The sequence below is a fragment of the Buttiauxella cochleicola genome, assembly GCF_021282405.1.
Classification (GTDB): domain Bacteria; phylum Pseudomonadota; class Gammaproteobacteria; order Enterobacterales; family Enterobacteriaceae; genus Buttiauxella; species Buttiauxella massiliensis.
In genome coordinates, this window is the sequence record NZ_JAJSOU010000004.1 from 20600 (window position 1) to 34710 (window position 14111).

The following is a 14111-nucleotide window of genomic DNA, read 5'->3' on the forward strand; positions in this document are numbered from 1 at the left end:
TTCCTTACCATTGATAACTAACGAAGATTTTGCCGTTACGGCCATCTTGCGGGAGCCCCTGTGGCGACCAGTATTCCTTATCAAAGGCGTTACCCAGTACCAGGGAAGTGGTGAGCCCGCGCAACTGCTGCTGGCCTGTATAGCTGACATAGAAATCGTTTACACCGTAACCCGGCTGCGCGCTGTAGCTGCTGCTGATATGAGTTGAGCGCTCGGCGAAGGTGCCAACCCAGCCCACGGAGAAGCCACTTTGTGCGACAGGCACATCCAGAATGCTGGTGACAGTGTCCGGGTTCAGGCTTGAAATCCAGTCGCCTGTGCCGGTGTCTTTACCACGGGTGCGGTTATAAGCCAGATCTAAACTGAACCACGCACTGGTGTATTTCGCCGTCATATCCCAACCCCAGATTTTGGCATCAGGAACGTTATAGGACATGGTGGTCGCTTTGGCGAAATCGACGGTGGTAGAAATGTAGTCTTTTGCTTTGGTATCGAAGTAGCTGGCTTTAAATTCGAGGCCGTCTTCAGCCAGCATTAAATCGTCGAAGCGTAAGCCAAAGCCGTATTCCTGCGTTTCGTTAGTTTCCGGGCGCAGATTCGGGTTCGGAACCCAGTAGTTGGTGTAACGCGTGCCGATAGAGAAGTGTTTCGCATCGTTATACATTTCGCCCATGGTTGGGGCGCGGAACGCCTGCGCATAAGATCCAAACAGCATCAACCATTCGGTTGGCGTAATGGACAGTGCGCCACGCGATGACCATTTATCGGCATTCACGTCATCATAGCCGTCGCTGCTGCCGCTGTAATTGTCATAGCGTGTGCCGGCTAACAGGGAGACAGGCAGGTCGCGCAGGGTGATTTCATCCTGCAACCAGCCGGAGCCGAAGTCGATGTTGGCCTGTGGGAAGCCCGTGGTGTTGCCGCCAGGTTTTTGATCCTGGCGATAATACTCACCGCCGTAAGTCAGCAGGTGGGCGGCGAAACTGTCGGTAAATACACGGCTGCGGTTTTCGACTTTTCCACCAGTGGTGGTTTGCTTGCGGAACTCAGCACCATCAGTTTGGCCCTGCGCGTTGATGCGAGCTTCAGACCAGTAGGCGGTAGCATCGGCATTTAGCCAATCGCTTTGCTCCGGCCCAATGTGGTATTTCAGCTGTGCGTCGCGCTGAATGGTTGAGCGGTCAACCATCGGGTTGCTTGAGTCAGCGTTAGTCGTCTGTGGGTTTTTAGGCTCCTGTGCGGCGTTATTGTAATAACGCAGAGAGCCTGCCAGTGACTGCGCCGGGTCGATATACCAGGTGCCTTTAGTCAAGAAGTTACCGATGTTTTCATCGTTTGGCGCGGTTTCGCCGTCGCTCTGGCGGATGTCGCCACGGTCGCGGCTCGACCACGCAACCAGGCCATCAAGGTTATCCGTGCGGCCAAAGGCGCTGGCACCCATTCCGACACTGTGATCGCCCGTCGCACCGCTACCAAACACGCGGAAACCACTGTTCTGGCCTTCATACAGCAAATCGCTGGCATCTGCTGTTTCATAAGAAATCACACCGCCGAGTGCGCCACTGCCGTACAGCAGAGCTGCCGGGCCGCGCACCACTTCGATACGCTTGATTAAAGCCGGATCAAGAAACGTGCTGTTGAGATGCCCGGTGTCCGTGCCCTGGCGTACGCCATCAACCAGCATCAACACGCCACGGCGATCGTAACCGCGCATGCTGACGTCCTGACCATTGGTGCGGCCGGTGCCGGAAAGAGTGATCCCGGGCACCCGGCGCAGCATGTCAGCGGCAGATGATGAAGTTTGGCTTTCAGGGGTATTGGCATCAATAACGGTAACCATCATTGGTGCTTCAAATGTGCTGCGTTGGTTGCCAGTGGCCACCACGGTCATTTGATCGTCTTTCGCGAAAGCGGGCAGGGCAGAAAAAACCGCAACAGTCAGTAATGACAGACGGAAGCCGACTGTGTGTAAAGCAGGCATGCGCAAATCTCCATAAGAAAATTTAAAAGCGCTGGCTGCCTGGGATGATGAAAAACCTGGGTGGCTTGCGTTTCTCCTTCATATTTCAAGCCGCATCTTTGTTGGCTGCGTCACTCACCCGAATCACTTACTTATGTAAGCTCATCGGGATTCGTTCACTTGTCGCCGCGATGCAACTCGAACTATTTCGGAGAAATAATTTGGGTTGTATTTAGGTTCTATTCCCCCTAAATAATTCGAGTTGTAGGAAGGCGAGTCGCTAACGCACCTACAACTTGAAGTATGAAGGGAATTTATTTGGTCAGGATTAACTTCCCGGCCTGAGTTTGTCTTAACTGATATTGCTGGCCTTCGTGAACAATAACCACACGTCCGTCAGGGCCGAGCAAAAGCTTGCTGTCTATCTGACGTGGGCCAGCCGCAGATTGCGGATTCGTAGGGGTGAATGCTTTATCCATGTTTCACTCTGTTTACAAATGACAATCAATGTAACAATGATAATCATTATCAATAAACTATGTTTCATCATCAAGTGTTATTTGTAAGAAATTTGTGAATGGATCAATTTTGAGCGGAAGAGGGGAAAAGGTCGGATGTCGCTTACGCTAATCCGACCTGGGAAATGCGGTTATAGTGCGGATGATCGTCATCCACCGAAAATTTAGAAACGGCTATCCGTTGCGTCTGCCAGCATATCGAGCAACGTTTCGGTGTCTTCCCAGTTTAGGCAAGGGTCGGTAATTGATTGTCCGTACACCAGTGGCTGCCCGGCAACAATTTTCTGTGTGCCTTCACGAATGAAACTTTCAGCCATAATGCCCGCAATTGCCCGCGAACCATTGCGAATTTGGTTACAGACATCTTCGCAAACTTCGAGCTGGCGGCGGTGCTGCTTCTGGCAGTTGCCATGACTGAAATCGATCACCAGTTGTTCTGGCAAATCAAACTCATGCAGGCTGTCACACGCCGCGGCGATGTCGGCTGCGTGGTAGTTCGGCTGTTTGCCGCCGCGCATGATGATATGGCCGTACGGGTTGCCGCTGGTTTGGTAAATGGTCATCTGGCCGTGTTTGTCCGGCGAAAGGAACATATGGCTGGCGCGGGCGGCACGAATGGCATCAACTGCAATACGCGTGTTGCCGTCGGTGCCATTTTTGAATCCGACCGGGCATGAAAGCGCGGAGGCCATCTCACGGTGGATCTGGCTTTCGGTGGTACGTGCGCCAATTGCGCCCCAGCTAATCAAATCGGCAATATACTGCCCGATCACCATATCGAGGAATTCGGTCGCCGTTGGCACGCCGAGTTCATTCACTTGCAGCAACAGGCGGCGCGCCTGCTCGATACCGTGGTTTACGCGGTAACTACCGTTTAAATCGGGATCTGAAATCAACCCTTTCCAACCCACTACCGTGCGCGGTTTTTCGAAATAGGTACGCATTACGATTTCAAGGCGATGCTGGTGTTTCTCACGCGCAGTCTGCAATCGACGGGCGTAATCCATTGCCGCATCCAGATCATGGATTGAGCAAGGGCCAACAATCACCAGTAGGCGATTGTCTTCGCCATTAAGAATTTTTTCGATCCGACGACGGGAAGCCGTTACGTTTTGTGCAACTTCCTGGGATACAGCCAGACGCTGTGCGAGTTCCGCAGGTGTTACCAGACTATCGATGCGCGCTGTGCGCAATTCATCTGTTTTATTCATTGGGTGTCTCAGAAATTTTGTCTTCAGCTCGGCAGGAGTACCGGGAAGTGATGGCAGTCACGATAAACCAATTTATGTTGAATTCAACCGTAGAACTGAATCGTTACCACCAGATTCTGTACACCCTACCATACAAAATTGCACCTTTGCACTAGTTTGTTAGTACATGCGACGATTTAAGCCCATGATATCGAGGATCTTGGTCGCCATCTCCTCAACCGAGTAATTGGTACTGTTGAGATAGCGAATCTGATTTTTACGAAATAGGGCTTCAACCTCAGCCACTTCCAGACGGCATTGGCGCATCGACGCATAACGGCTGTTTTCACGGCGCTCTTCACGAATTGCCGCAAGACGTTCTGGGTTGATAGTCAAACCAAAGAGCTTATGTTGCAAAGGTTTCAACACTGCTGGCAGCTGAATGTTATCCATATCATCGGCAATAAACGGGTAATTTGCCGCTCGAATACCAAACTGCATCGCAAGGTACAAACTGGTTGGGGTTTTGCCACAGCGCGATACGCCAAGCAAGATAACTTGTGCTTGATCGAGATTGCGCATTGAAATGCCGTCATCATGCGCGAGTGTGTAGTCAATGGCGGCAATACGCGCATCATATTTGATTAAATTGCCCGGATTAAGACCGTGAGTTCGGTGAGCAATCGGCGTCGGTTCCAGCTTTAATTCCTGCTGTAAAGGCGCAACCAGCGCTTGCACGATATCCTGACAAAAACCTTCACTTTGCAAAATAATATCGCGAATTTCTGGTAAAACGATGGAGTAGAACACTAATGGACGCACGCCAGATTGTTGATAAATGGCATTGATTTGTTCTTTCACCGCATTGGCCCGGCTTTCGTTTTCAACAAACGGCAGCGTGATGCTGTTAATGGCAACAGGAAACTGAGACATAACCGCATGTCCAAGGACTTCGGCGGTGATCGCGGTGCCATCGGAAATATAAAAAACTTGCCTGTCTGCTGAGTTATCCATTTTTTATTCCTGAAATGTTTCACATAGGCTGAAGCATAAATTAAAACCTTCCATCCTGGATCAATCTCATTTCATTTTTAAAACTGAAACGTAGTTTTTATTTTTAATGAAATGTACGGTTCATTTTTACTTTCTTGATAAACCTTTATTAATATAGGGATTAAATTAAGAATCAACAAGTTAGATAAAATGTAAATATATCTGAAAAATTCAAATTTTTATTTTGCTTGAACGATTCACCTGTTTTATTCCCTCATCTAATTATGCCAATCTAAAAGGGATGTAATGTAATTCTCATTTATATATCACAAAAGGATTGTTTCGATGTCCAACTCGTCACCGCTGGTGCTTTGGTACAACCAACTCGGCATGAATGATGTAGACAGGGTCGGGGGCAAAAATGCCTCTCTGGGTGAAATGATTACTAACCTTTCCGGTATGGGTGTTTCCGTGCCGAATGGTTTTGCCACCACGGCCGAGGCATTTAACCTGTTTCTTGATCAGAGTGGTGTTAACCAGCGTATCTATGAATTGCTGGACAAAACGGATATTGACGATGTGACTGAGCTTGCAAAAGCCGGTGCGCAAATCCGCCAATGGATAATCGATACACCATTCCAGCCTGAGCTTGAAAAAGCCATTCATGATGCTTACGAACAGCTTTCCTCAGACGATGCTGATGCTTCTTTTGCCGTGCGTTCTTCTGCAACAGCTGAAGATATGCCAGATGCGTCGTTTGCCGGACAACAAGAAACTTTCCTCAACGTACAAGGTTATGACGCGGTATTGATTGCCGTGAAGCATGTATTTGCTTCCCTGTTCAACGACCGTGCTATCTCGTATCGCGTCCACCAGGGTTATGATCACCGTGGTGTTGCGCTCTCGGCTGGCGTCCAGCGCATGGTTCGTTCAGACCTTGCATCCTCTGGCGTGCTCTTCTCCATCGACACTGAATCTGGTTTTGACCAGGTGGTGTTTATCACCTCCGCCTATGGTCTGGGTGAAATGGTAGTGCAGGGTGCCGTTAACCCTGACGAATTCTACGTTCACAAGCCAACTTTAGCTGCCGGTAAACCATCGATTGTGCGCCGCAATATGGGCTCGAAGAAAATCCGTATGGTTTATGCTCCAAGCCAGGAGCATGGCAAGCAGGTGCGTATCGAAGATGTGCCGCAAGCCGACCGTGATAAGTTCTCTATCACGCCTGAAGAAGTGCAGGAGCTGGCGAAGCAGGCTGTACAAATTGAGAAACACTATGGCCGCCCGATGGATATCGAATGGGCCAAAGATGGGCACACTGGCAAGTTGTTTATTGTCCAGGCTCGCCCGGAAACCGTGCGTTCCCAAGGGCAGGTAATGGAGCGTTACCAACTGCATTCCCAGGGCAAAATCATTGCTGAAGGACGCGCCATCGGTCATCGCATCGGCGCGGGCCCGGTTAAAGTGATTCATGACATTAGCGAGATGAACCTCATTCAGCCAGGCGACGTTTTAGTCACCGATATGACCGACCCGGACTGGGAACCGATCATGAAAAAGGCGGCGGCAATTGTCACCAACCGTGGCGGCCGTACTTGTCACGCGGCGATTATCGCTCGTGAACTGGGGATTCCTGCTGTTGTGGGTTGTGGCGATGCCACTGAACGCATGACGGATGACCAGAACGTTACGGTTTCCTGCGCCGAAGGGGACACCGGTTATGTTTACCAGGAACTACTGGATTTCAGCATCAACAGTTCCACGGTAGATACCATGCCGGATCTGCCGCTGAAAATCATGATGAACGTTGGTAACCCGGATCGTGCATTTGATTTTGCCTGCCTGCCGAACGAAGGCGTGGGACTGGCGCGTCTGGAATTTATCATCAACCGCATGATTGGCGTGCACCCGCGTGCGTTGCTGGAGTTCGACCAGCAAGAGCCTGCGTTGCAAAAAGAAATCCGCGAGATGATGAAAGGTTATGACGATCCGGTTGAGTTTTACGTCGCTCGCCTGACGGAAGGGATTGCGACACTCGGTGCGGCATTCTGGCCGAAGCGCGTTATCGTGCGTCTCTCTGATTTTAAATCTAACGAATACGCCAACCTAGTGGGCGGCGAGCGTTACGAGCCGCATGAAGAAAACCCGATGCTCGGTTTCCGTGGCGCAGGCCGTTACGTGGCTGACAGCTTCCGCGACTGTTTCGCGCTGGAATGTGCTGCAATGAAACGGGTACGTAACGACATGGGCCTGACTAACGTCGAAGTGATGGTGCCGTTCGTACGAACTGTTGCGCAGGCCAAAGCAGTGGTGGAAGAGCTGGAACGTCAGGGTTTGAAACGCGGTGAGAACGGGCTGAAAATTATCATGATGTGTGAGATCCCATCTAACGCCTTGCTGGCAGATGAGTTCCTGCAATATTTTGATGGTTTCTCCATTGGTTCAAACGATATGACTCAGCTGGCGCTGGGGCTGGACCGCGATTCCGGCGTAGTTTCTGAACTGTTTGACGAGCGCAACGATGCGGTGAAAGCACTGCTGTCGATGGCAATTAAAGCGGCGAAGAAACAGGGCAAATATGTGGGAATTTGTGGTCAGGGTCCATCCGACCATGAAGATTTTGCAGCCTGGTTGATGGAAGAGGGGATCGATAGTCTTTCTCTGAACCCTGACACCGTGGTGCAAACCTGGCTAAGTCTCGCAGAAACCAATAAATAGAGTTCTTTATAGGGTGGAGTCATCCGCCAGAAGTCTACAAAGGCTCCTTGTTCTTGAGTTATGTCGTTCACTTAAGGAATGGAGGCCCGATAATTCGGGTCTCCGATTCAAGGAAACAGAACTGTAAGCAGAGTTCCTTCGGTTTTCCTAAATGCAGTCACAATCCCGCTTTCACTTCCGAACGGTTTACTATTGGACTTGATTCGCGTTAAGTGATGTCTAAGCCAATCTAAAAATAGGGCGATGAATCAAAGCTGATTTTAATGAAAACGAGCAACTAGCCACAACCAGCTCTTGCATGCGGCGGCAGCTATGGCTGCAGAGGGATTGAAGGATTAAAGGTTTTTAATTGTGACGGTGTCTGCAGATAAAGCCTGTCTGCTGACACCGGTGGTCATACCCGATCAAGTCATGGGGTTTAACTGTAACTACTCTGCGCGACCAGTATTTGAATGAACCGGGACTGGGCTTAAGCACATGAAGATAACCGTTGATTACAGCCAAACGAAGAGATACATCGACTCCTGAGGCTCAAATATTATGGCCAGTTATAGTTGACCATAATATTTAGTAATTTACGCCACAACGACACTTCCGTGAAGTAAACCGTAAATTTCGCACCTGATTGAGCTAACACAAATCACATTATCTCTGTTATTCCCCACGGAGAAATAGCTAAAAGCTTCTCCCTGTCTGCTGAATATCCAGTAATACAACCAGAGAGGGTAGTAATCATAATTATAGTCAATATTAGTTTCATGGTTCAATTCCATTGAAGGGCTATTAACCCGAGTTCCCTAAACCATCATTTAACCATATTAAATTAGACTTGCAAATAGGGCCTTAAACCATCAATTCTCTTTAATAAGATAGTTCAGCACATAACATACAAAATATTTCTATATAAAGGGCAGCAGACCAAAAATATCAGGTAGTTAACTCACCCAATTATTCACTGCCATCAGGGTTTGATTCTTTCCAGGGAAATACCAGTAGAAGTGCTCGCCGTACAGAAAGCGAGATGGACATAATTGGCTACTTACCAGGTGTTGTTGCATCAATGTGGCAATGCCCGGTATGTTTTTAGCGCTATAGATAAAGACTTTCCGCTGGCTCTGGCGGCCAGATGATTGCAGATTTATCCTCTCCCGGTACCCCTCGCGTCAGTAATACTCTGTAATCCCCCTATCAATTCTGGCCGCGCCAGCGGCAGAAACTACCCATCTGAAGCTGATAGGGCTCATCGCATATATGGCAGCATTGAAGTCTTCAAGCGTTAAGTGAACGGCATTACCTTGTTCATGATGGGTCTTTTTTTATGACATCTGGCATGCAGGGTAGCCCAAAAAAAAGCCCATCGTTGAGATGGGCAAAGACTACACACAGCAATTCGTTGTTTCACTCAGGGGATTTCCATGCTTATAAATCAATGTGTTGATTCATAGCCGTGAAGTAATAGTAGGCATCTCATCCTGGAGCGTCACTCGGATTCGTCTCAATAGTTAATAGAAAGTAAACGGTTGGGGTCACATTACGGGATGTTTAATGCAGCAAGGAGTTCTGGAGAGGGGGGGCAAGCCTGGAATTGATAAGTAGTGTTAATCAGTTTAGTTATGTTGCTCCTACAGTTGTAGAAGCAACATTCGTTTTAGGTGGTGTACTTATTCGTGTTCTTCAAGGACTTCCACGACTTCATTCGGGTCATCCTGCGGCGCTGGTGCCTCGTGCATCCATACCGAAATCAAACGGTAAGAGACTGCCAGCAGAACCGGCCCGATAAACAGGCCAATCATGCCAAAGGCAATCAATCCACCGATAACGCCGGAAAGAATCAGGATCATCGGCAAGTCCGCACCCATACGAATCAGTACCGGACGAATAAAGTTATCCATCGTGCCGACTACGCAACTCCATACCAGCAGCACTGTGCCCCAAGTGTTATCACCGGTCCAGTACAACCAGGCAATTGAAGGCACCAGCACCAGCAATGGGCCGATTTGCACCAGGCAACATAACATCATCACTACGGTTAGCAGTGTCGCATTTGGGATACCGGAGATGGCAAGCCCCACGCCACCTAAAACCGACTGAACCAGTGCGGTGACAACTACACCAAGTGCTACAGCGCGAATCGCTTGCCCTGCAAGTAATACAGCCGCATCACCACGCGTTCCCGCGAGGCGGAATGCAAAGTGGCGAATCCCATTGCCCAGCGTTTCACCTTTCGCATACAGCAGCACACTAAACAGCAGCATCAGGCCGCAATGCATCAGGAAACTACCTACGTGTATCGCCTGGCCCAGGAACCAGGTTGTTGTGGTGCCGATATATGGACGCACTTTCGCCATAATGGCACTGCCACCACTCTCGACCAGTGTATTCCAGCCTGCGTAGAGTTTGTCGCCAATAAGCGGAATGGTATTAAGCCACTCAAATTTCGGTAACTCCATATTGCCTTTGGTAGCCCAATCAATAACCGGGCCGCTGTTATCTACCAGGCTGTTCACCAACAACGCCACCGGAATAACAAACAACATCAACAGCAATAGCGTCATAACCAGAACGGCGAGTGAGCGTTTTCCCCACAATAATTTCTGAACTTTGAGCATCAGTGGCCAGGTGGCGAGCACGATTGTACCTGCCCAGGCAAAACCAAGAACAAATGGGCGCACTATCCACAAACAGGCGATGATCATCACCGAGATAAACAACACCGACAGCAGGATTTGTAGCAGATCCTTTGGCTGACTCACTTTAACCATAGATAAAATCCCTTAATTACTGATAACGGGCAAAACGCCACGTTAAAACCGCGAAGCGGATGTGTTAATGATGATGTATTTCCGCGATTTTGGACAGGTACAAAACAGACGGGAATGTCTGAATAAAATGTGTTAAAAACGAATGCCCGTCATAATTCGAGCCGCAGGTGTGTTGACTACACCCGTGTGCCCCAGTCACATAGCAATCTATGCTCCTGGGGACTTACGGCCTTGTCGCCTGCCCGCAACTCGAATTATTTAGGGTATTAGAATTATTAAACGCAAACGATAACTCACAACTTATAACGTCAGGCAGGGTCGACCCACTAATGATCCCACAAATTTCTCAGGCACCAGGTCTTGTTCAATTGGTGCTCAATTTTTTGCAGGCACTGGAACAACAAGGTTTTACCGGCGATACCGCCACCAGCTACGCTGACAGGCTCACCATGGCCACTGACAACAGTATTTATCAACTGTTGCCAGATGCGGTGTTATTCCCTCGTTCTACGGCAGACGTGGCATTACTTGCCAGACTGGCCTCTGAAGAACGCTTCAAAACACTGGTCTTTACACCACGTGGCGGCGGCACCGGCACTAACGGTCAGTCCTTGAATAAAGGCATCGTTGTCGACATGTCGCGCTATATGAATCGCATCATTGAAATTAACCCCGAGCAGGGTTGGGTGCGGGTCGAAGCGGGTGTGATTAAAGATCAGCTCAACCAATACCTGAAACCGTACGGCTATTTTTTTGCACCGGAACTTTCTACCAGTAACCGCGCCACGCTCGGCGGGATGATAAATACCGATGCTTCAGGGCAAGGTTCGTTGGTTTACGGCAAAACGTCTGACCACGTTATGGGCGTTCGTGCTGTGTTGTTGGGAGGCGATATTCTCGACACGCACCCGATGGCGACAATGCTTGCTGAAGAAATGGGGCGCGACGAAAGCCCAACCGGCAGAATTTATAACACGGTGCTTGGGCGTTGCCGCGAACATCGTCAGTTGATTATCGATAAATTTCCGAAACTTAACCGCTTCCTGACCGGCTACGATCTGCGCCACGTCTTCAACGACGACCTTTCGCAGTTCGACCTGACACGCATTCTTTGCGGCTCAGAAGGCACGTTGGCGTTTATTACCGAGGCGAAACTGGATATCACGCGTCTGCCAAAAGTGCGCCGCCTGGTGAATATCAAGTACGACTCCTTCGACTCCGCGCTACGCAACGCGCCGTTTATGGTAGAAGCCCGTGCGCTCTCCGTCGAAACCGTCGATTCAAAAGTCCTGAACCTGGCGCGTGAGGATATCGTCTGGCATTCGGTCAGTGAATTAATCACCGACGTTCCAGGCAAAGAGATGCTGGGTCTGAATATCGTGGAGTTTGCGGGTGATGACCTGGCGCTCATCGAAGACCAGGTTGCGTCACTATGTGAGCGTCTCGATTCGCTGATTTCACAAGGCGAAGGTGGCGTTATCGGCTGGCAGGTTTGTACCGAATTGGCTGGTATCGAGCGCATTTATAACATGCGCAAAAAAGCCGTTGGCCTGCTGGGTAATGCGAAAGGGCAGGCGAAACCTATCCCGTTTGCGGAAGATACCTGTGTACCGCCGCAACATCTGGCTGATTACATCACTGAGTTCCGCGCGTTGCTTGATAGCCATAACCTGAGTTACGGCATGTTCGGCCACGTCGATGCGGGCGTTTTACACGTGCGTCCGGCGCTGGATATGACCGATCCTCATCAGGAAGTGCTGATGAAGCGCATTTCTGACGATGTGGTTGCGCTCACCGCGAAATATGGCGGTTTATTGTGGGGCGAACACGGTAAAGGTTTCCGTGCCGAATACAGCCCGGCATTCTTTGGCGAAACGTTATATGAAGAACTGCGTCGCATCAAAGCGGTATTCGACCCGGATAACCGCCTGAACCCTGGGAAAATCTGCCCGCCGTTAGGTGTGGATGACCCAATGATGCAGGTCGATGCGGTGAAGCGCGGTACTTTCGACAGGCAAATCCCGATAGCGGTGCGCACCTCATGGCGCGGTGCAATGGAGTGTAACGGCAATGGTCTGTGCTTTAACTTCGATGTGAAAAGCCCGATGTGCCCGTCGATGAAAATTACCAGCAACCGTATTCACTCGCCAAAAGGGCGGGCGACGTTAACACGTGAATGGCTGCGTTTGCTTGCCGATCGTGGCGTTGACCCGGATGCACTCGAAAAACAGATGCCGGAAAAACGCGCCAGCCTGCGTACGCTTATCGAACGTACACGCAATACCTGGCATGCTCGTAAAGGCGAATATGATTTCTCTCATGAAGTGAAAGAGGCGATGTCGGGTTGTCTGGCCTGCAAAGCGTGTTCAACGCAATGCCCAATTAAAATCGACGTGCCGGAATTCCGCTCTCGCTTCTTGCAGCTCTATCACACCCGCTATCTGCGCCCAATGCGTGACCATTTGGTGGCAACCGTCGAAAGCTACGCACCGTTAATGGCGCGTGCGCCAAAGACCTTCAACTTCTTTATGAGTCAGCCGTGGGTACGTAGTCTATCTGCCAAACATATCGGCATGATCGATCTCCCAATGCTCTCGACGCCATCGTTGCAGCAGCAGTTAGTAGGGCACATTTCAGCAAATACCACACTTGAGCAGCTTGAGAGCTACAGTGCTGAGCAGAAAGCTAAAACGGTGCTGGTGGTGCAAGACCCGTTCACCAGTTACTACGATGCGCAAGTGGTGGCGGATTTTGTGCGCCTGGTGACAAAGCTGGGATACGAGCCGGTAGTTCTGCCATTCTCACCCAACGGCAAAGCGCAACACATCAAAGGCTTCCTGCAAAAATTCGCTCGCACCGCGCGTAAAACGTCGGACTTCCTCAACCGCATTGCGAAATTGGGAATGCCAATGGTGGGGGTCGACCCGGCTCTGGTGCTCTGCTATCGCGACGAATATAAGCAGACGCTCGGTGAAGAACGCGGTGATTTCCACGTTCAACTGGTGCATGAATGGTTGCCTGCTGTGTTGGAAAACCGTGAAATGACAAGCGTTGGTGGTGAGTCGTGGTATCTGTTTGGTCACTGTACCGAAGTCACAGCACTACCCACTGCGCCAAACCAGTGGGCGGCAATATTTGCGCGCCTGGGCGCAAAACTTGAAAACGTCAGCGTCGGCTGTTGCGGCATGGCGGGAACCTACGGGCATGAAGTTAAAAACCATGCTAACTCACTGGGGATTTACGAGCTTTCGTGGCACCAGGCAATGCAGCGCCTGCCGCGCCAACGCTGCCTGGCAACCGGCTATTCCTGCCGCAGCCAGGTCAAACGTGTGGAAGGCAACGGTGTTCGCCATCCGCTACAGGCACTACTGGAGATTATGGGATGATCTGGCGACGTGAAGTAAACCTGGATGCGCTTAATAAAATGGGCGCTGACAATATGGTGGAGCATGTGGGTATCGTATTTACCCGCATCACAGAAACCGAGCTGGAAGCCACTATGCCGGTTGATAACCGCACTCGCCAGCCATTTGGCCTGTTGCACGGCGGTGCGTCGGTGGTGTTAGCTGAAACACTCGGTTCTGTGGCTGGGTACTTGTGTACCGAAGGCGAGCAGAAAATTGTCGGCCTCGAAGTTAATGCCAACCATCTGCGTTCTGCGCGAGAAGGCATCGTACGCGGTGTTTGCACCGCAGTGCATGTTGGGCGCAGGCACCAGGTCTGGCAAATCGAAATCAGCGACGAGCAAGGGCGGCTTTGTTGCACATCGCGCTTAACAACCGCGGTGGTGTGATAAATAGCCTGAGCCTGGAATTATTCAAAAATAAACAATAATGGCGGTGGGATATTATCCCGCCGCTTTTTATTTACATCCTGAAATGAATAACCGTGCTTTTCTGTATTTATTGAGTGATCCACTTCACCTTTCCCCATTAGTTGCCGAAATTTGTTATTCCCTTTTGCGGTTTAT

General features: G+C 50.2%; 8 protein-coding genes and 1 other RNA gene. 3 read left to right on the forward strand and 6 right to left on the reverse strand.

All coding sequences use genetic code 11. From position 1 onward, the window contains the following. Positions 1-4: 4 nt before the first annotated feature. The 4 genes from LVQ79_RS06395 to ppsR form a co-directional block, all read right to left on the reverse strand. Positions 5-1981, reverse strand: a complete 1977-nt coding sequence (locus tag LVQ79_RS06395) for a TonB-dependent hemoglobin/transferrin/lactoferrin family receptor (RefSeq protein ID WP_232864309.1) — start codon at positions 1979-1981, stop codon at positions 5-7. A 293-nt stretch (positions 1982-2274) separates the two neighbouring features. Beyond that, positions 2275-2439: a hemin uptake protein HemP gene (hemP, locus tag LVQ79_RS06400; protein ID WP_034455958.1), complete on the reverse strand. Its 165-nt coding sequence runs from the start codon at positions 2437-2439 to the stop codon at positions 2275-2277. A gap of 203 nt (positions 2440-2642) precedes the next feature. After that, positions 2643-3689 (reverse strand): 3-deoxy-7-phosphoheptulonate synthase AroH, encoded by a 1047-nt coding sequence (gene aroH, locus LVQ79_RS06405; protein ID WP_154149970.1) that lies wholly within the window; start codon positions 3687-3689, stop codon positions 2643-2645. 159 nt (positions 3690-3848) lie between these two features. Continuing rightward, positions 3849-4682, reverse strand: a complete 834-nt coding sequence (ppsR, locus tag LVQ79_RS06410; protein WP_151996135.1) for a posphoenolpyruvate synthetase regulatory kinase/phosphorylase PpsR — start codon at positions 4680-4682, stop codon at positions 3849-3851. A gap of 324 nt (positions 4683-5006) precedes the next feature. Between ppsR and ppsA the strand changes: the two genes are divergently transcribed. Beyond that, positions 5007-7379, forward strand: a complete 2373-nt coding sequence (ppsA, locus tag LVQ79_RS06415) for a phosphoenolpyruvate synthase (protein WP_232864310.1) — start codon at positions 5007-5009, stop codon at positions 7377-7379. Between the two features lie 1342 nt (positions 7380-8721). On the opposite strand, the gene rprA is transcribed toward ppsA, so the two are convergent. Both rprA and ydiK read right to left on the reverse strand, forming a co-directional pair. Then, an RNA gene (gene rprA, locus LVQ79_RS06420) (antisense sRNA RprA) lies at positions 8722-8828 on the reverse strand. 212 nt (positions 8829-9040) lie between these two features. Then, on the reverse strand, positions 9041-10141 hold the full coding sequence (gene ydiK / locus LVQ79_RS06425) for an AI-2E family transporter YdiK (protein WP_064518327.1): 1101 nt from the start codon (positions 10139-10141) through the stop codon (positions 9041-9043). 329 nt (positions 10142-10470) lie between these two features. Between ydiK and ydiJ the strand changes: the two genes are divergently transcribed. Beyond that, a complete protein-coding gene (ydiJ, locus tag LVQ79_RS06430) occupies positions 10471-13527 on the forward strand; it encodes a D-2-hydroxyglutarate dehydrogenase YdiJ (protein WP_232864311.1) in 3057 nt (1018 codons plus the stop codon). Continuing rightward, positions 13524-13934 (forward strand): 1,4-dihydroxy-2-naphthoyl-CoA hydrolase, encoded by a 411-nt coding sequence (menI, locus tag LVQ79_RS06435; protein WP_134183097.1) that lies wholly within the window; start codon positions 13524-13526, stop codon positions 13932-13934. The genes ydiJ and menI overlap by 4 nt, the downstream gene beginning before the upstream one ends. The last annotated feature ends 177 nt before the right edge of the window (positions 13935-14111 follow it).

Excerpts from the sequence above, each read along its gene's own strand:
- ydiK (WP_064518327.1), bottom strand. The coding sequence starts at position 10,141 with ATGGTTAAAGTGAGTCAGCCAAAGGATCTGCTACAAATCCTGCTGTCG.
- ppsA (WP_232864310.1), top strand. The coding sequence starts at position 5,007 with ATGTCCAACTCGTCACCGCTGGTGCTTTGGTACAACCAACTCGGCATG.
- LVQ79_RS06395 (WP_232864309.1), bottom strand. The coding sequence starts at position 1,981 with ATGCCTGCTTTACACACAGTCGGCTTCCGTCTGTCATTACTGACTGTT.
- aroH (WP_154149970.1), bottom strand. The coding sequence starts at position 3,689 with ATGAATAAAACAGATGAATTGCGCACAGCGCGCATCGATAGTCTGGTA.
- ydiJ (WP_232864311.1), top strand. The coding sequence starts at position 10,471 with ATGATCCCACAAATTTCTCAGGCACCAGGTCTTGTTCAATTGGTGCTC.
- menI (WP_134183097.1), top strand. The coding sequence starts at position 13,524 with ATGATCTGGCGACGTGAAGTAAACCTGGATGCGCTTAATAAAATGGGC.
- ppsR (WP_151996135.1), bottom strand. The coding sequence starts at position 4,682 with ATGGATAACTCAGCAGACAGGCAAGTTTTTTATATTTCCGATGGCACC.
- hemP (WP_034455958.1), bottom strand. The coding sequence starts at position 2,439 with ATGGATAAAGCATTCACCCCTACGAATCCGCAATCTGCGGCTGGCCCA.